Source organism: Bacillus atrophaeus (assembly GCF_039519175.1).
Lineage (GTDB): Bacteria > Bacillota > Bacilli > Bacillales > Bacillaceae > Bacillus > Bacillus atrophaeus.
The window spans coordinates 2,450,284-2,467,778 of the sequence record NZ_CP154443.1 but is presented as its reverse complement, the minus strand read 5'-3'; the positions used below and the strand labels follow the sequence as shown (position 1 = coordinate 2,467,778).

Sequence of the window (17,495 nt, the reverse complement as noted above, 5' to 3'; positions counted from 1 at the left end):
TTACATATCAAACGATGCGTTTATGCAATGTTCTTTATTAATAAATCAATTCTAGAAAATCGTCTGTTCCGATCTTTCCGAAGTAGTGTTTCATATCAAAATCTTCTAAAGCGTCTGCAATCGCCTTGCGCTCGTATTGTTTTCCGATCAGCGCGTTTTCAATATCAGTTACATCTCCGACACCAAAGAAATCTCCGAATATGCTGCAGTCCTCTATGATTCCTTTTTTGACTTCCAAACGCAAATCGATTGATCCAATCGGAAAGCGCTTTGAGTGCTGCAGGTTGAACTTCGGAGATTTCCCGAAATTCCAGTCCCAATTTTGATAGCGTTCTTCGGAAATCTTGTTAATGATTTTCCAGTCTTCTTCCGTCAATTTATATTCAGGCACCTTGGTAATGTCATTTGTATTGAAAATATGGTGAAGCAAATGGCTGCGAAATTCGTTTGTCGACATTTTATCATCAAGAAACTCACTGATGTTTGCCACACGGCTTCTGATGGATTTAATGCCTTTTGATTCGATTTTATCCTTCTTCACCTTTAACGCCGACACCACATTGTCAATTGCTGAATCCAACAGAAGCGTCCCGTGGCTGAAAATCCGGCCTTTCGTCGCAAACTGGGCATTCCCCGAAATTTTCCGGCCGTTTGCGACAATATCGTTCCGTCCGCTTAATTCAGCATCCACGCCAAGCTGTTTCAAAGCCTGGATCACCGGCTCTGTGAACTTCTTGAAGTTGTGAAAGCTGTCCCCGTCATCTTTTGTGATGAAGCTGAAATTCAGATTTCCCAAATCATGATAGACAGCACCGCCGCCTGACAGACGCCGAACCACAATAATTCCGTTGTCCTCAACATACTTCGTATTGATTTCTTCAATCGTATTTTGATTTTTCCCGATAATAATCGACGGCTGATTCACATAAAAAAGCAAATAAGGCTGCTCGGGATCTAAATATTTCAAACAATACTCCTCAATCGCAAGGTTTATCCTCGGATCATTTATATTTTGATTATCTATAAATAACATGCTGCTCCTCCTTTTATTTTCCCCACACAAGACCTGACTTCGCTATATCCACGTTGCCATGAAAAACGGTTTTCGCTTCATCGCGCAGACGCTCATGAACACCAAAGTGCGGCAAATGTGTGAGAAGCAATTCTTTTGCGCCCGCCCGCTCAGCGATGCGTCCCGCTTCAAGGCTGTTCATATGGCCTGCGCTTTTTCCGTCTTGATCCGCGTAAAAATTGCACTCTGATATCAATAAATCAGCATCCTTGGCAAATGGAATAAATGAATCCTGATAGCTTGAATCGGCTGTATACACAACGGTATGGATTCCATCAGTAATTCGCATGGCATAACAAACGACCGGATGAACGGTTTTTAAGAAAGTGATCGTAAAAGGGCCCGCGGTCAGCGGCTGATCCGGCTGATAAGCCATTCCTTTTGTATGTGATTTATATGTAAGCCGCTGAAACTGTTCTATATCAGCATCATGGCCGTAGATCGGAAGCGCTTCCTTTCCTTTACCGAGAAAAGAACCGACTTGTTTGGCAAATTGCAGCGGCCCGATGTCTGCGATATGGTCATGGTGATAATGGGACAGTATGACGGCGTCCAGCTCTTCAGCAGGCACATATGCAAATAGCTTTGACAAAACAGCGCTTCCGCAATCGACAAGCAAAGAGTAATCACCCGATTGAAACAGATATCCCGATGTCGCTTCATGTGCAGCAGGAAATCCGCCATAGCACCCGATAACAGTAACTTTCATATTGTCCTCCCATCTATTCTTTAAAAATAACCCCACTCCAATATACCTATTTTTCTTAAAAATTGCATGTTTTAAACATTGTATCAAAACAGTTATTGATTTTTACAATCTGTTATATTACAATGATGTCATAACAAAGGGAAAAGAGGGATTGGTTATGTTAGGGAAAATTACAGAATTTTTTAGAAACCTGCCTTCTAAAAAGTGCGGGGAATGCGGAAAAGAGATATCTGAACAGCATGAGTGTTATGGAAATGTTTGCGATCGTTGTATGAAAATTAGCGATATGTAAATAAAAAGCAATTCCTTATCTCACTCTTTTGCAGTGGGATTTTTTTATGGGCATTGCTTTTCTGACTGATAATTCTAAAATAATGATTCATTTTAAACAGGACAAACCTCACCTTAATTGGATGATTATAGAAGGTTTACTGAATTTGTCAGATTATTCTATATTTTCTAACTCTATTTAACTATAGACGAAATGTTTTCTTATCCAGTATAATTTGATCTATTAGTGAGAATTAATATATGTCTTTTATGATATATTAGTATTTTTTCTTCGGGAGGGTATCTATGAAAAAATTACGCTTTGGATTAGCAACTCAAATATTTGTTGGTCTTATACTCGGGGTAGTCGTAGGGGTCATTTGGTATGGCAACCCTGCGGTAGTTACGTACTTACAGCCTGTGGGCGACTTGTTTTTACGTTTAATTAAAATGATTGTCATCCCGATTGTTGTCTCAAGCTTAATTATCGGTGTAGCCGGAGCGGGAAGCGGCAAGCAAGTCGGTAAACTTGGATTCCGTACTATTCTCTATTTTGAGATAATTACAACATTTGCGATTATTCTCGGCCTTGCCCTTGCAAATCTATTCCAGCCGGGAACGGGTGTTAACATCGAAAGTGCGCAAAAATCAGACATCAGCCAATATGTTGAAACAGAGAAAGAGCAAAGCACAAAATCAGTGGCAGAGACATTTCTCCATATTGTGCCGACAAACTTCTTCCAATCATTGGCTGAAGGCGATCTGCTTGCGATCATTTGTTTTACCGTCTTATTTGCATTAGGCATTTCAGCAATCGGCGAAAGAGGAAAGCCTGTTTTGGCCTTTTTTGACGGTGTATCCCACGCTATGTTCCATGTGGTGAATCTTGTCATGAAAGTGGCGCCGTTTGGAGTTTTCGCTCTTATCGGTGTTACCGTTTCCAAATTCGGGCTCGGTTCATTGCTTTCCCTAGGAAAGCTCGTCGGATTGGTTTACGTCGCGCTTGCTTTCTTCTTAATCGTAATCTTTGGGATCGTCGGTAAACTTGCCGGTGTGAACATATTTAAATTCCTTGCCTATATGAAGGACGAAATTTTACTGGCGTTCAGTACGTCCAGTTCAGAAACCGTTCTTCCTCGCATCATGGAAAAAATGGAGAAAATCGGCTGTCCAAAAGGTATCGTTTCTTTTGTCGTGCCGATCGGATATACGTTTAACTTAGACGGCTCTGTGCTCTATCAATCCATTGCCGCCCTGTTCCTAGCGCAGGTGTACGGAATTGACTTGACGATTTGGCATCAGATTACACTTGTACTTGTCTTGATGGTCACTTCTAAAGGTATGGCTGCCGTGCCTGGCACTTCTTTTGTCGTCTTGCTTGCGACATTGGGAACCATCGGCGTTCCGGCAGAAGGACTTGCCTTCATCGCAGGTGTTGACCGGATCATGGATATGGCCCGTACTGTAGTAAACTTGACAGGTAACGCACTGGCTTCAGTTGTTATGTCAAAATGGGAAGGCCAATACGATCCTGTTAAAGGAGCGGAAATCATGAGCCGTTCTAAAACAGAACAAGACGCTACGATTTCCGGTTAATCAAAAAGCCTGTCGGACTATAGTCCGGCAGGCTTTTTGTTATGTTTGTCAGCCTGATACTTCGGCTGATTCTAGTGAACCATAATCTTCTCCCTTTTATACCATAGGAGATTGCACATAATAGTATAAAAGCTTGGCAGTATGGCGCAGAGACGATTCATGGGTGCGCTCAAACGCGTGTGACGCATCAATGCCCGGACCGATCAGCCCATGGACGATATCATGTCCAGATTTGATTGCTGCTGACGCATCTGAACCGTAATACGGATAGATATCAAGCTTATACTCAATCCCATGTTTCTCCGCCAGCTCCGTCAGATGCTTTCTCAATTGATAATGGTACGGTCCGCTGGCATCCTTTACACAAATAGAAACTGTATATTCATCTGTTGCTTGCCCGTCTCCGATAGCCCCCATGTCAACAGCCAAGTATTCTACCGTTTCCGCCGGAATATTGGAATTCCCGCCATACCCGATTTCTTCATTATTAGAAATGAGAAAATGAGTGGTGTACGGCAGCTCGATCTCTTCTGTTTTGATTTGGCGGATCAATTGCAGCAGTAAGGCGACACTGGCTTTATCATCAAGATGGCGTGATTTGATAAAACCGCTCGGCGTAACCTCTACACGCGGGTCAAATGAAACAAAATCACCGACTCCAATGCCCAGCTCCTCTGTATCACGCCTGCTGCGCACCGGTTCGTCAAGCCGTATCTCCATGTTCTCCTGATTGCGTTCAGCCTTTCCTGCATCTTTGTAAACGTGCACAGAGGTTTGATGCATCAAAATGGTGCCCGTATACGTTTTTCCTGAAGAGGTTTCAATTTGGCAATACTCACCCTCAATCGAGTTATAGCGGAATCCCCCGATTAAATCAATCTTCAGTCTGCCGTCAGCTTTTATTTCCTTCACCATGGCGCCGAGTGTGTCAACGTGCGCCGTCAGCATCCGGTGGCGCTCTTCATTTCGTCCCGGCAACGTTGCGATCAAACCTCCCTTATGATTTCGAATGGTTTCTACCTTCCACTCTTTTAAGAGGCTTTCAATATATGCAATCACCTCAAATGTATTTCCCGTTGGACTTGGTATTTGGACAAGCTCTTTGATAAGCTTCATTGTTTTTCGAACTGACGTCAAAACCATTCCTCCTTTTTATCATTCTATTTCTTCTTAAAATATACTCTTTACCCGATGGACACGTCCAATCTTTTTCTATTCATTCATCATATGTTGTAGGGAGGCATGGGAATAGGAGGGGTATCTATGTGCTGTCGTCATTCACATAAACGGAAATTCCACGATGATTGGTTCGATGATTTCTGGTTCTTTGATGACTGGTTCGATAAAGATTGCCATGACCACGACCCTTGTAAAAAGAAGAGAGAGTGTCATGACCCTTGCAAAAAGAAAAGAAAGAAACACCATTGTGGCTGTAATTGTAATAAACACAGAAGCTGGTAAATCCAAATAAGAAATATTCTTTATGACCCATGCTGAAAAGAATATTTCTTTTCAAGACTTCTTCCAAGCAGTTTGAATGATTTTCTGCTTGGGGGAGTTTTTTTGTTTCGCGGCTCAGCCGGGTGATACAGAGGACGGTGTTAAAGATCAAATACGTTCCCTCTCATCCGTTATCTTCTCTCTTTTTAACAAAATACCTTCTTATTTTGCTATTTTTTAGTACCAGATACTAATATCTAATGTTATAATCTGATCATAAAGGAGTGGTGACATTGTCTAAGGCAAAGATTTCAGCCATTGGCACCTATGTGCCGAGCAAGCGTTTAACAAATAAAGATCTTGAAAAAATCGTTGATACCTCGGATGAATGGATTGTTCAGCGTACAGGGATGAAAGAGCGCCGCATTGCCGGTGATCACGAATTCACCTCTGATTTGTGTATTGAAGCTGTAAAGGATTTACAGAGACGATATGAAGGCACTCTCGAAGATGTGGATATGATTCTTGTAGCCACGACCACATCGGACTATGCATTTCCGAGCACGGCCTGCCGCGTTCAAGAGTACTTCGGCTGGGAACAGACCGGCGCTCTTGATATCAATGCAACGTGCGCGGGGCTGACATATGGGCTTCATATGGCAAATGGATTGATTACATCCGGCCTGCATAAAAAAGTGATCGTTATCGCCGGAGAGACATTATCAAAAGTAACGGACTACACTGACAGAACGACCTGCGTCCTGTTTGGCGATGCCGCCGGCGCATTATTGGTTGAATATGATGAACAATCCCCTGGCTTTTTGGCCTCCGTTCAGGGTACAAACGGCAATGGAGCCGATGTTCTGTACCGCACGGGGCTGCGAAGCGATCTAAACGGCCAAAAGCTCGAAGAAACGGGGAAAATGGTGCAAAACGGCCGTGAAGTATACAAATGGGCCGCCAGAACGGTGCCTGCGGAGTTTCACCAGCTCATACATAAAGCTGACTTGCGTCCAGAGGACCTCGATTGGTTTGTTCCGCACAGCGCCAATATGCGCATGATTGAGTCTATTTGTGAAAAAGCACTGTTCCCCGCAGAAAAAACACTCACAAGTGTTGAATACTTCGGAAATACGTCTTCTGTTTCAATTATTTTGGCGCTTGATTTAGCTGTGAAGGCAGGCAAGCTGAAAAAAGACCATACGCTAGTGTTATTTGGATTTGGCGGAGGGCTGACTTATACAGGCTTACTGATAAGATGGGGATTTTAACAAAAAAGAACTTGTTTCCGTGTTCGGAAACAAGTTCTTTTTTTAAAGCTTCATTATGCCGGCTGATCCTCTGTTGGTGTTTCTTCTTTCCGGCTCAAGATTGTAAAGTAAGTAATACTTAACAGGATCATCACGAAAGCAATACCGAGTAATATACCGGCCTGATGCCACATGTAAGCGAAATCTCCGTTTGAGATAACCGCCCTGAATCCATTAATGCTGTACGTCATCGGCAATGCCCAGTGGATGACCTGATAGAAATTCGGGAGCAGTTCTAACGGGAATGTTCCGCCGCTTGCTCCGAGCTGCAGCACCAGAATGATGACCGCAATAAATCGGCCCGGATTGCCCATCGTCGTCGCCAATAATTGTATTATTGACAGGAAGGCGAGACTTGTAATGATGGTAAAGATATAAAATCTCCAGGTGCTTTCTACATCAAGTCCCAAGCCTTTCAATAGCACTGTGGCCACGATAAGGGCCTGAATCACCCCGACAAGCACAATAACGCTAAACTTGCTGAAGAACCATTCAAAGCCGTTTCTCGGCCGTCCTGAGGCTTCTTTTAGCGGGAACACGACTGTCAGCATCAAACCTCCGACATACAAGCCCATAGATAAAATATACGGGGTTAATCCGGTACCGTAGTTAGGAACGGAATGAATCGCATTATCGTCTGTCTCAACCGGTTCGGCAATCATGCTGTATGTCTTGTCATCAGCTTTGACATCTCCAGTTTCATCAGCCGCATCCTTCAGTTTATTTGACAGTTCGCCTGTTCCGTCCAACAGTTTGCCAAGACCGCTGTCTAGCGACCCTGATCCTTCGGCAAGCTGAGAAGAACCATTTTGCAGCTGATTAGTGCCGTCTAAAAGCTTCAACAGGCCGCCTGATACTTGGGAGCTCCCTGAGACTAATTCACTTGATCCGGCTTTTGCTTCAGCAAACTTTTTATTGTATTCGCCAATACCTGCCGTCAGTTTATTTTGATTTTCATTTATCGCTTGCGCTCCGGTGTAAAGTTTAGTTGTTCCTTCCTCCAATTGGTTAATGGCATTTTGAATGTCGACTGCTCCGTTATATAACTTAGACGTGGCCTGAGGGAGTGCCTTCAATTCCTGCACTTTTGCTTTCACTTCTTCCAGCGAACTTTTTATACCTGAGATATCAGGAAGATTCCCTGCTGAAGGAAGCTGATTCAAAATCTTATCCACATCGGGAAGATCAATCTTCGGAAGCTGGTTATCGACTGAATTGATTAATTGACTTTTTTGTTCATCTGTTAAAAATTTGCTTGAATTGATAATATTTTTTAATGCTTTATCACGATTTTTAATATTTTGTTCGAGCTCTTTCAGTTGTTTGCTGAACTTCTGCACTTCTGTTTCTGTGTCTTGAAGATTTTTAATTGCTTGTTCGAGCCCGCTTGTATCTATCGAATTAATGAACTTTTCGGCCTCTGTCACTTTTTGAGAAGTCTCTAAAGCCTTCTGATTCATCTCATTGAGTCCATTTGTCAAATTCGGAATATTTTTTTGCAATTGGCGTTGGCCGTCTAAACTTTGTTTCAGGCCATCGCTCAGCTCACCGGTTTTTTCTGCAAGCAGACCAGAATTTTCATAGATAGTATTACTGCTTTCTTGGAATTTGCCTAACGAGCTGTCTAGCGTTTTAATGCCGCTCGTCACTTTGGCCGCGCCGTCTGACAGCTGTTTCGTTTTATCACTGAGGGTTGCGGTGCTCTCAGTCAGTTTCTCCAAATTCTCTTTCAGCTGCGAACTTCCGTTTTTCGCGTCTTTTGTACCGTCATCAATTTTCTTTGCTCCGCTGCTCGCGTCGCCTAAACCTTTGGCAATATCCTTAAAGTTATTAAAAATAACTTCAGCGTATTGCTTTGTCACTTCTTTTGACACGGAGGCTTTCAGCTTATCTATCGCCTTTTCGCTGATTGTCGCTCCGACATAGTTCGAACCGGCATTCGTATGGTACTTCAAATCTAGTTTTTTCGGATTTTTCTCAAGCACGGTGCTGGCGTTTTTTGAGAAATCTTCCGGAATCTCGACAACTAAATAGTATTTTTGATTTAATAAGTCCTTTAAAGATTGATCGAGATCGTTTGAAAAGTGCCAGTCAAAATTTTCATTGTCTTTTAATTCTTTTACCAGGTCATCGCCGATCTGAAGATTTTCCCCTTCATATTTTTCCCCTTTGTCTTGGTTCACAACGACAACCGGGAGCTGATCGACTGTGCCGTAAGGGTCCCAATATGCCTTTAAGAAAACCCCGCTGTAAATCAGCGGAACAAACAAAATTGCGATAATGGGGATTAATAGCTTTTTACTTGTCAGGATGTCTTTCCATTGACTCCGTATTGTGCTCATCCTTGATGCCTCCTAATTAAAACTGACTCATTCGCGGGAACGGCCATCCACATCTAAAAAAGGAAGGATTATCTAAGTAGACAATCCTTTCACTACATACAACTCCAGCAGCTCTGCAATCGTTTCTTTTGTGAGCGGCTGGTGATTTTTTTCCCAATCAAAAATAAGGGCAATATAAAGCTTCAGCATAATAAAGGCGGTCAGCTCGGGATCACACGGTTTGATTTCACCGCTCTGAACGGCCGCTTCTATCTTTCTTGTAATGTAAAGAAGAATCATGCGTTCCATCTTTTGAATGACCTCTTGAACTGCCATTGTACCAATCTCAGCATTTTCTTGGAAGATCTTAATCGTCAGCTGATGTGTTTTTCTAAACTCAAGAATCGCAAACAGCGCCCGATGAACATTTTCATGAAATGGCAGGCCAGGGTCCATCGCTTCGTCCGCCGTTTGCTTCATTTCTTTTAATAACGTAGAAAAAATGTCGTCAAACAGCTCTTCCTTGTTTTTAAAAAAAGTGTAGATGGTTCCCTTTCCTACATTCGCAAGCTTCGCTACCAAATCCATTGTGGTCGCTTTATAGCCGAATTGTGTAAAAGACTTTGTTGCCGCATCCAATATAAGCTTTTTTCGATCTATGGACATGTTTTACACCTCAATGAATTGACCGTTTGAACAATTTAGTCATTAAGTACATAAGATAATTTAACATAACGCCTTAAAAGATTCAATTATTTTTTACGTAGTGTTGGTTTGCCCATATGCTGAGAGAACATGTAAATCAGCATAAAAAAAAATCCTCCGCAGAGGAGGATTTCATCATTCGAATAAATAAGCAAGTACGTCTGAAACGGCGCTTTTCCCTTGGTCGATACAGTCCGGAATCCCAACGCCTTCGAATGAAGCGCCCGTCATGTAAACTCCCGGATAGGAAGCAGCCAGTGCTTCGCGCACTTTTTTTATACGCTGTTTGTGGCCGACATGATATTGAGGCATACTCTCATTCCAGCGTGTGACGCACGTCATTTCAGGTTCGCCTTTGATTTTCATGACTTTCTTTAGGTCTTCTAATACAATTTTGATAATCTCATTATCAGACAGTTCGACGATTGATTCATCACCCGCTTTTCCGACATAAGCCCTGAGGAGCGTTTTGCCTTCCGGAGCAGAGTGCGGCCATTTTTTATTCGTCCAAGTACAGGCCGTTATTGAAAAATCACTGTTTCTTGAGATGACAAAACCCGTTCCTTCATGCTCCATTTGGACAGCCTCTTGTGGAAAGCCAAGCGCGACATTCGCCACAGAGGTAGAGTGCATGTCTTTTAACTGGCTGACAGCTGGCAGATCCGGAAACATTCCGGCAGCCGATTTGTGCGGTGAGGTCACAATCGCTGCATCGGCATCCAGCGTCATCCCGTTATCAAGAGCGATGGAGCAGCCCTTTTCTCCGCGGCTGATATTGGTTACTTTTGTGCCCTTGTATACCTTCGTCAGCTTCAGCTGGTTTTCCAGCTCTTCGACGAGTGTCTGCAAGCCGGTCTTTAAGGTTTGGAATTGCCCTTGTTTTTTAGCCGTTAACTGCTGTCCGGAGCCCTGAGGCCCTGTTTTTTTCATGCCGAGGATCAAGCTTCTGTGCTTTTGTTCGGTCTGATAAAACTGCGGGAACGTCGACATCAGGCTGAGCCTGTCAATGTCACCCGCATAAATACCGGATAATAACGGCTCAATCAAATTTTCAACAACTTCGTCACCGACACGCCTGCGGAAGAATTCACCCAGGGACTGATCTTCCTTCGGCTTGCTTGCGGGCAAAACGAAATCCATAGCCGCCCGCGCTTTGCCGGAAAATGAAAATAAGCCGGTAGACATAAATGGCGCTATTTTAGTAGGTATGCCCATAACAGCACCCTTTGGCATCGGGTGAAGCGTTTCGTTAACCAGCACATAAGACTGCCCCGTCGCATTGTTGACAAGCAAATGCTCAAGGCCTAAATCTTTGACAAGCTCCGGTGCGCTTTTTTTTCTTTCTAAAAATGAGTCCGGCCCTCTTTCAATAATATAACCGTCCTTGCGGGCCGTTTGAATTTTTCCGCCAACTCTCGGGCTTGCTTCGACTAATGTCACAGAAAGCGGCAAATTTTTCTCTCTGATTTCTTTTTCCATATAGAAGGCGGAGGCCAATCCCGTGATGCCGCCGCCGATGATGACAAGATGCTTTTTGCCGTCACTCATTTCAATCGCCTTCTTTAACTTTTATTCCCCAATTTTTTCCAATACTACAGTTGCTAAAGCATCAATGAATTCCGGCTTTGCGTTTGGCATTTCCGGCCGGTAGTAGCTGGCGCCGATATCGTCTGTTACGACTTTGCACTCATAATCATTGTCATACAGCACTTCTAAATGATCAGCGACAAATCCCACAGGCACATACACAAATGCTTTGTAGCCTTTTTGTTCATACAAGTCGCGTGTTAAATCCTGGACATCCGGACCGAGCCACGGATCAGGCGTGTTTCCTTCACTTTGCCAGCCTACGGCATATTCGGAAACGCCGGCTCCTTCAGCAATCATTTTTGCTGATTCATGAAGCTGGTCGGGATAAGGGTCGCCAAACTCCTTGATTTTTTCAGGAAGGCTGTGCGCGGAAACGATCAGTACAGCTCTGTCTCTTTCCTCTTTCGGCATCGCTTCGTACGTATCTTTTACTTGATTTGTCCAATATGACACGAATTTCGGTTCGTCATACCAGCTTTCAACAGAGGTGATCGTTAATCCGCCAAGCTTTTCGGCTTCTTCCTTCGCACGTTTATTATAAGACTGTACACTGAATGTGGAAAAATGCGGAGCAAGCACAAGGCTGACCGCTTCCGTAATACCGTCTTTATGCATTGCGGCTACCGCGTCTTCAATAAACGGTTCGATATGTTTCAGCCCGATGTAAACTTGGAATGTGACATCATTCTGGATGCTGTTCAAATGCTGCTCAAGCTTTTCAGCTTGTTCCTGCGTAATTTTTGCAAGCGGCGAAATGCCCCCGATGGCTTCATATCTGTCTTTTAAATCTTGAAGCATGTCGGGTTCCGGCTTTCTGCCTCTTCTGATATGTGTATAATAACGTTCTATATCTTCTTCTTTATAAGGCGTGCCGTACGCCATAACGAGAAGCCCCATTTTCTTCTTACTCACTGTTTAACACCCTCTTTAGATGATCTAACATAATTTTGACAGGCTTTTGGCGAGATACCAAAGGATATGCTCAGGAATATTGCCCCAATTTCTGCTCATGAGAATACTCATGAACAAACGATGTCAGCTTCTTCAAAACGTCAGGGCTGACATCGGGGAAAACCCCGTGTCCAAGGTTGAAAATAAAGCTGTCAGATTTCATGCCTTGGTCAAGTATATCTTTTGCTTTCTTCTCAATAACGTCCCATGGGGCCAGCAGGATCGAAGGGTCCAGATTGCCTTGAACCGTTTTGGTGATCCCTTGAGCCCTGGCTTCATCAATGCCCAATCTCCAGTCCAAGCCGACGACATCAAGCGGGAGATCATGCCAATCTGACGCTAAATGGCTTGCGCCGACACCGTGCATGATAAGCGGTACATTTTGATCAGCAAGCTCGGTGAATATTCTATTCATGACAGGTTTGATATACGTGCGGTAATCCGCCTGATTCAGCGCGCCGACCCATGAATCAAAAATTTGAAAGGCTTTTGCGCCTGCCTTAATCTGCGCTTTGGCATACACAATAATCATGTCAGCCAGCTTATTCATCAGCTGATTCCACGCGTCCGGCATACTGTACATGAATGCTTTTGTTTTATTGTAGTTTTTTGACGGGCCGCCTTCGATCATATAACTGGCCAGTGTAAAAGGTGCACCTGAGAAACCGATGAGCGGAACGTTCAGCTGCTCATTTACGAGTAGCCGAATCGTTTCAAGCACGTAAGGAACATCCTGTTCAGGCTCCAGCACGCCAAGCTTTTCGATATCTTGTAACGACCGGACCGGATTATCAATGACTGGCCCGATACCGTTTTTTATTTCCACATCAACCCCGATATACGGAAGAGGGGTCATAATGTCTTTATAAAGGATTGCGGCATCGACGCCGTACTGCTCGACGGGAAGCCTTGTCACATATGCGCACAGCTCAGGCTGATGCGTAATTTCGACCAAACCGTATTTTTCCTTAAGCGCCCGATATTCAGGCTGTGAACGCCCTGCCTGTCTCATATACCAAACAGGCACATGATCTGCTTTCCCGCCGCGTGCTGCTTTTAATAATGTCTCATTAAATGCTTTACTCATCTCTCATTTCCACCTTTCATCCTGCAACCATACGTTCGTATTCATCGCTCATTACACTATACCTTGTTTTATGCGAATGGTATATAAATGAAGCGCAAAGTTCAAAAAATCGCCGAATTCATTAAGAGGAAAATAATTTGGGCTGAACGTAATCGGTGCCTTCCCCTTCTTTTTTCGTCTGTGTATTATAAGGCACAATTTTATATGAAGCGCCTGAGAACAAGTTGGCATAAGGAATGTCATAGCTATCTTTCCCTTCGGTTGAATCAAGGAGCGTTTCCTCGCCGTCTTTTTTCACATATATCCTGTAAACCACTCTCTTATCCTCTTGAGCGTCCCACTTTAATACAACTGTAAACAACCCCGCCGCTTTAAACGTATAATCAGCGCTTACTGTTTTTACCGGTTCCAGCACAATCGGGCTTTCCAGTTCTTTCACTTTGTCCGGTTTGCTGAATGCAGATCCATTCTCGCCGGCCTGTGTCAAAATATCCTTAAACAGTCTTGTCGGATAAGAGCTTCCCCCTTTTAAATAATGGTTTTTATCAGTTTTATCATAGCCCATCCAAACGGTTCCTGCAGTATCAGGCGTATAGCCGGTAAACCAAGCGTCTTTTGTCGCGCCCGGGATTTCAGTAAAAGATGTAGTCCCTGTTTTCCCCGCCAGATCGCCATGATAGACCCCTGACGTCGCGGTGCCTTTTTTCACGACCTGCTGAAGCATTCTTGTCATATTCCAAGCGGTTTGTTTGCTGAATACCCGTTTCGCGGACGCTTTATGGCCGGCTACAGTTTCACCGTCTTCATCTGTTATTTTTGTGATAAAAAATGGTTCTGTATAGGTTCCTCCGGCTGCAAAGGTATGAAAAGCGCCGGCAAGTTGAAGCGGCGAAACGCCCTTTTCCAAACCACCCAGTGCAAGCGCCAGACCGTCGTCAGGTATATCAATGCCGTTTGCTTTTAAATAAGATTTGGCGGTTTCAATTCCGACTTCGTTTAATGTCCAGACAGCGGGAGCGTTTTTGCTGTAGGTAATGGCATCTGACATAGTCACCTCTCCCCCGTACTGTCCGTCATAGTTTTTTGGCGTGTAATCTCCATACGTTTTCATTTCATCCTGAAGAAGTGAATAGGGCTTAAACTTCTTTTCTTGCATGGCCGGCCCGTATACCGCCAGCGGTTTAAAAGTAGAACCGGGCTGCCGCACCGCTGTTACGCGGTTATAACCCCGGGATGTATATTCTCTCCCGCCGATCGCCGCTTTTACACCGCCTGTTTTGTTATTGATGAACACCGCGCTTCCCTCGGCGTTCTCATCCGTTCCCGGATAATAACGGGATTCCTTCATGAGCGTATAGGCTGTTTTTTGAAGTTTGGAATCAAGCGGCACTTTAATCGTATAGCCGCCTTGAAGAAGCTGTTCTCCGGAGATGGAATACTTCGTCTCCGCTTCTTTCATTACAAGGTCAATGTAACTGTCAAACCACGGCGTTTCAGATTTTTTCTTGATGTGCAGCCCTAGGGTTTGACCTTGGGCTCTGACCGCTTCCTTTGCGCTGATAATGCCTTGTTCATTCATCATGCTGAGAATGGTATCACGGCGCTCTTTGTTTTTGTCAGGGTGCAAGATTGGCGAATAAGTAGAAGGCGCCTTAGGAATGGCCGCCAGTACAGCGCCTTCTGACACCGTTAAATCCTTAACCTCTTTATTGAAATAATAGTGTGATGCCGCTTGAATGCCGTATACGCCGTGCCCGAAATAAAGCTGGTTTAAATACATTTCAAGCAGCTTGTCCTTGCTGTAATCCCGTTCAAGATTTATGGCAATAATCACTTCTTTTGTTTTTCTTAAAAATGTCTTGTCATTAGTCAAAAAGATGTTTTTGGCAAGCTGCTGCGTGATGGTGCTTCCGCCTTCCACCTTGCCTCCCGCTAAGATATCACGGTAAACCGCCCTTCCGACAGACTGCAAATCAATTCCATGATGCTCGTAGAATCGTTTATCCTCAACAGCCACAAATGCTTTGCTGACATGCTTCGGTATATCGTCAAAAGTGACAGGCTCGCGGTTTTCAGTGTAAAGACTCGCAACTTCATCGCCATTTTGATCAACTATTTTAGATGAAGCATGAAGAATAAGCTTCTTTTCATCAATAACATAATGGCCGAGAAAAATAATTGAAATGTATCCTATTAAAGCGAGAAAAGCGGTTACAGCTAAAATGAATAAAGGAATGATGATTCTCTTTTTCTTCTTGAACATAAACTCACCTCGCCTTTCTACGTGTAGTATGGGAAAATTTGTTTCGAATTATGTTTGAATGAGTCGCCAATAGAAACTTATACCATTCTTTTGTTATACTAGCAAGCAGGAGGTGGCAAATATGAATGTTTATATTACATATGGGACAGCCGATTTTTTAAAGACCATTGCTGAAAAGAATTCTTCGGAGAATATGCTGCTGATGCAAGGTCAGGAAAATGCGATCCTTGTGCATGAAACAGAAGGACCGACTGTATTTCAGGCGCCCCATCAATATGAAAGCATTGACCAAGCTGGAGAAATCCGCAATCCGGGTTTTGCGGTATTAAACAATATTGCCGTAACACCGGAAGGAAGACCCTTGTTTGAAAACCGCTTTAAAAACAGAGCCGGAAAAGTAGAAAACGAACCTGGTTTTGAAGCAATCAGAGTGCTGAGACCGATTGAGAGCGACACCTATGTCATTCTCACCCTTTGGGAAACGGAAAAAGCCTTCAATGACTGGCAGCAGTCCGCGTCCTACAGCGAGGCTCACAAAAAACGGAACACTTCTGCAGGAATCGACACAACGTCCATGTTCTCCCGCCCTTCGTATGTGACCACTTATTTCGCAGTTGAATAGCTGCCGGATTTTTCCGGCAGTTTTTTTCGTGTTTCCGCCCATTATTTCCTTGGAAATGACATTCTTCCCTATGATACAGCTTTGCACCATATGCCCGCCTATGAATATTCTGTAGCAAAGCGGAATATAAACGGAGTGATCTGAATGGAAGTCACGGGCATGTCGATTCATGTTTTATATGTGCTTTTCATAGGAGCTATTATCCTTTTTATGCTGTTAAGAAAAGATACGACCTTCATTTCGTTAGCGGGTATTTTTACGATTTCCTTATTGGCCACACAATCGCTTCATGCGTCTGTCAGCAGTTTATTTCATAGTTTCATTTATGCGGCGTCAGAATTGCTTCCTACTATTTTCATCATTTGCTTTATTGTTTCTATGAGTGAGATCTTAACGAAAACCGGGATAAATGATGCGATGATTTCTCCTTTTGCACGGCTGATCAAAGGCCCAGTTATCGCCTATTGGCTCATTGGCGGACTTATGTTTGCCATTTCGCTGTTTTTCTGGCCCTCTCCGGGAGTGGCGTTAATCGGAGCGATATTGCTTCCCGCCGCCATCCGCGCCGGCCTTTCTCCCATTGCGGCCGCCATGTCGATGAATTTGTTTGGCCACGGTTTTGCCCTCTCTGGTGATTTTGTCATTCAGGCGGCCCCGAAGCTTACTGCTGATGCAGCCGGAATTCCTGTACATGATGTGATGTCGGCAAGCATTCCGCTCGTCCTTATCATGGGCCTTACTACAACAGTCACAGCCTTTATCATCATCCTGCGGGATCAAAGAAAACAAAACAAGACAAAACTGAAAACAGCTTCCGTCCTGCCTTCCCCTGCAAATGAAAATACCGAGATGTATTTGCCGAAACGCCTGAGAACGACGCTGGCTCTCTTTATTCCCATTGTTTTTCTGGCTGATATCGGCTGCATGCTGATCCTTGACCTCCAAGGCAACGATGCCACGGCATTGATTGGCGGTACGGCGATTATGATATTAATGACTGTCCATTTCATCGTCTACAAACAAAAAAGCCTTGAAAAAATCACCGGATATTTTATTGAAGGCTTCCAATTCGGTTTTAAGGTGTTTGGCCCTGTTATACCGATTGCCGCTTTCTTTTATCTTGGCGACTCAGGCTTTAAGCATATACTCGGCACCCCTCTTCCCGAAGGATCTGACGGGATCGTCAATGACCTCGGTTTTGCCTTATCTCACGCTATTCCCATGTCTAAGGAGTTTGCCGCCATCACTCTTACTGCCGTTGGTGCAGTGACGGGCCTTGACGGCTCAGGCTTTTCAGGCATTTCTCTCAACGGTTCCATCGCCAAGCTTTTTTCGGCCGCCTTACATGCCGATCCCGCAGTCTTAACGGCACTCGGGCAAATTTCCGCCATTTGGGTCGGAGGCGGAACGCTGATACCGTGGGCACTCATCCCCGCCGCGGCGATTTGCAAAGTAGACCCGTTTGAACTGGCGAGAAAAAACTTCTTTCCCGTTGTCATCGGTTTATTGGCAACCACGGCGGCAGCCATTTTTATTCTTTGATGATCAAGAGATTGAAA

General features: G+C 44.1%; 15 protein-coding genes. 6 read left to right on the top strand and 9 right to left on the bottom strand.

Annotation, left to right across the window (positions count from 1 at the left end; translation table 11 throughout):
* Positions 1 to 37: 37 nt before the first annotated feature.
* Together lplJ and AAHT65_RS12410 are read right to left on the bottom strand one after the other, a co-directional pair.
* Positions 38 to 1,033 (bottom strand): lipoate--protein ligase LplJ, encoded by a 996-nt coding sequence (gene lplJ, locus AAHT65_RS12415; RefSeq protein WP_010788139.1) that lies wholly within the window; start codon positions 1,031 to 1,033, stop codon positions 38 to 40.
* 13 nt (positions 1,034 to 1,046) lie between these two features.
* Positions 1,047 to 1,781 carry an MBL fold metallo-hydrolase gene (locus AAHT65_RS12410; protein WP_010788138.1) on the bottom strand — a complete coding sequence of 245 codons (735 nt, stop codon included), beginning with the start codon at positions 1,779 to 1,781 and terminating at the stop codon, positions 1,047 to 1,049.
* A gap of 157 nt (positions 1,782 to 1,938) precedes the next feature.
* On the opposite strand from AAHT65_RS12410, the gene yhfH reads away from it, so the two are divergent.
* Positions 1,939 to 2,073, top strand: a complete 135-nt coding sequence (yhfH, locus tag AAHT65_RS12405; RefSeq protein WP_010788137.1) for a protein YhfH — start codon at positions 1,939 to 1,941, stop codon at positions 2,071 to 2,073.
* Between the two features lie 284 nt (positions 2,074 to 2,357).
* On the top strand, positions 2,358 to 3,647 hold the full coding sequence (locus AAHT65_RS12400; protein WP_003327726.1) for a cation:dicarboxylate symporter family transporter: 1,290 nt from the start codon (positions 2,358 to 2,360) through the stop codon (positions 3,645 to 3,647).
* A 96-nt stretch (positions 3,648 to 3,743) separates the two neighbouring features.
* Here the strand turns inward: AAHT65_RS12400 and AAHT65_RS12395 are convergent, their stop codons facing one another.
* Entirely contained in the window at positions 3,744 to 4,784 is a 1,041-nt protein-coding gene (locus tag AAHT65_RS12395) for a M42 family metallopeptidase (protein ID WP_094231750.1), read from the bottom strand.
* 163 nt (positions 4,785 to 4,947) lie between these two features.
* Here AAHT65_RS12395 and AAHT65_RS12390 point away from each other — a divergent pair, with 163 nt between their 5' ends.
* Positions 4,948 to 5,118, top strand: coding sequence for a hypothetical protein (locus tag AAHT65_RS12390; RefSeq protein ID WP_155723730.1), 171 nt, complete (start codon positions 4,948 to 4,950; stop codon positions 5,116 to 5,118).
* Positions 5,119 to 5,380: 262 nt separating this feature from the next.
* A complete protein-coding gene (fabHB, locus tag AAHT65_RS12385; protein ID WP_106271974.1) occupies positions 5,381 to 6,358 on the top strand; it encodes a beta-ketoacyl-ACP synthase III FabHB in 978 nt (325 codons plus the stop codon).
* A gap of 53 nt (positions 6,359 to 6,411) precedes the next feature.
* Here the strand turns inward: fabHB and AAHT65_RS12380 are convergent, their stop codons facing one another.
* The 6 genes from AAHT65_RS12380 to AAHT65_RS12355 form a co-directional block, all read right to left on the bottom strand.
* Positions 6,412 to 8,739 (bottom strand): YhgE/Pip domain-containing protein, encoded by a 2,328-nt coding sequence (locus tag AAHT65_RS12380; RefSeq protein ID WP_094231748.1) that lies wholly within the window; start codon positions 8,737 to 8,739, stop codon positions 6,412 to 6,414.
* 72 nt (positions 8,740 to 8,811) lie between these two features.
* Entirely contained in the window at positions 8,812 to 9,384 is a 573-nt protein-coding gene (locus AAHT65_RS12375; protein ID WP_063637314.1) for a TetR/AcrR family transcriptional regulator, read from the bottom strand.
* Between the two features lie 174 nt (positions 9,385 to 9,558).
* Positions 9,559 to 10,971 (bottom strand): protoporphyrinogen oxidase, encoded by a 1,413-nt coding sequence (gene hemY / locus AAHT65_RS12370; RefSeq protein ID WP_106271975.1) that lies wholly within the window; start codon positions 10,969 to 10,971, stop codon positions 9,559 to 9,561.
* 21 nt (positions 10,972 to 10,992) lie between these two features.
* Positions 10,993 to 11,925 carry a ferrochelatase gene (gene hemH / locus AAHT65_RS12365; RefSeq protein ID WP_343310297.1) on the bottom strand — a complete coding sequence of 311 codons (933 nt, stop codon included), beginning with the start codon at positions 11,923 to 11,925 and terminating at the stop codon, positions 10,993 to 10,995.
* Positions 11,926 to 11,995: 70 nt separating this feature from the next.
* Complete coding sequence (hemE, locus tag AAHT65_RS12360; RefSeq protein WP_343310296.1) at positions 11,996 to 13,051, bottom strand: uroporphyrinogen decarboxylase; 1,056 nt, start codon at positions 13,049 to 13,051, stop codon at positions 11,996 to 11,998.
* A gap of 121 nt (positions 13,052 to 13,172) precedes the next feature.
* Positions 13,173 to 15,314 (bottom strand): transglycosylase domain-containing protein, encoded by a 2,142-nt coding sequence (locus AAHT65_RS12355; protein ID WP_343310295.1) that lies wholly within the window; start codon positions 15,312 to 15,314, stop codon positions 13,173 to 13,175.
* Between the two features lie 121 nt (positions 15,315 to 15,435).
* On the opposite strand from AAHT65_RS12355, the gene hmoB reads away from it, so the two are divergent.
* Together hmoB and AAHT65_RS12345 are read left to right on the top strand one after the other, a co-directional pair.
* A complete protein-coding gene (gene hmoB / locus AAHT65_RS12350; protein ID WP_003327737.1) occupies positions 15,436 to 15,936 on the top strand; it encodes a heme-degrading oxygenase HmoB in 501 nt (166 codons plus the stop codon).
* Positions 15,937 to 16,080: 144 nt separating this feature from the next.
* Entirely contained in the window at positions 16,081 to 17,478 is a 1,398-nt protein-coding gene (locus AAHT65_RS12345; RefSeq protein ID WP_088116855.1) for a hypothetical protein, read from the top strand.
* The last annotated feature ends 17 nt before the right edge of the window (positions 17,479 to 17,495 follow it).

Excerpts from the sequence above, each read along its gene's own strand:
- AAHT65_RS12380 (WP_094231748.1), bottom strand. The coding sequence starts at position 8,739 with ATGAGCACAATACGGAGTCAATGGAAAGACATCCTGACAAGTAAAAAG.
- hemY (WP_106271975.1), bottom strand. The coding sequence starts at position 10,971 with ATGAGTGACGGCAAAAAGCATCTTGTCATCATCGGCGGCGGCATCACG.
- AAHT65_RS12345 (WP_088116855.1), top strand. The coding sequence starts at position 16,081 with ATGGAAGTCACGGGCATGTCGATTCATGTTTTATATGTGCTTTTCATA.
- AAHT65_RS12375 (WP_063637314.1), bottom strand. The coding sequence starts at position 9,384 with ATGTCCATAGATCGAAAAAAGCTTATATTGGATGCGGCAACAAAGTCT.
- hmoB (WP_003327737.1), top strand. The coding sequence starts at position 15,436 with ATGAATGTTTATATTACATATGGGACAGCCGATTTTTTAAAGACCATT.
- hemE (WP_343310296.1), bottom strand. The coding sequence starts at position 13,051 with ATGAGTAAAGCATTTAATGAGACATTATTAAAAGCAGCACGCGGCGGG.
- AAHT65_RS12400 (WP_003327726.1), top strand. The coding sequence starts at position 2,358 with ATGAAAAAATTACGCTTTGGATTAGCAACTCAAATATTTGTTGGTCTT.
- lplJ (WP_010788139.1), bottom strand. The coding sequence starts at position 1,033 with ATGTTATTTATAGATAATCAAAATATAAATGATCCGAGGATAAACCTT.
- AAHT65_RS12410 (WP_010788138.1), bottom strand. The coding sequence starts at position 1,781 with ATGAAAGTTACTGTTATCGGGTGCTATGGCGGATTTCCTGCTGCACAT.
- AAHT65_RS12390 (WP_155723730.1), top strand. The coding sequence starts at position 4,948 with ATGATTGGTTCGATGATTTCTGGTTCTTTGATGACTGGTTCGATAAAG.
- AAHT65_RS12355 (WP_343310295.1), bottom strand. The coding sequence starts at position 15,314 with ATGTTCAAGAAGAAAAAGAGAATCATCATTCCTTTATTCATTTTAGCT.
- yhfH (WP_010788137.1), top strand. The coding sequence starts at position 1,939 with ATGTTAGGGAAAATTACAGAATTTTTTAGAAACCTGCCTTCTAAAAAG.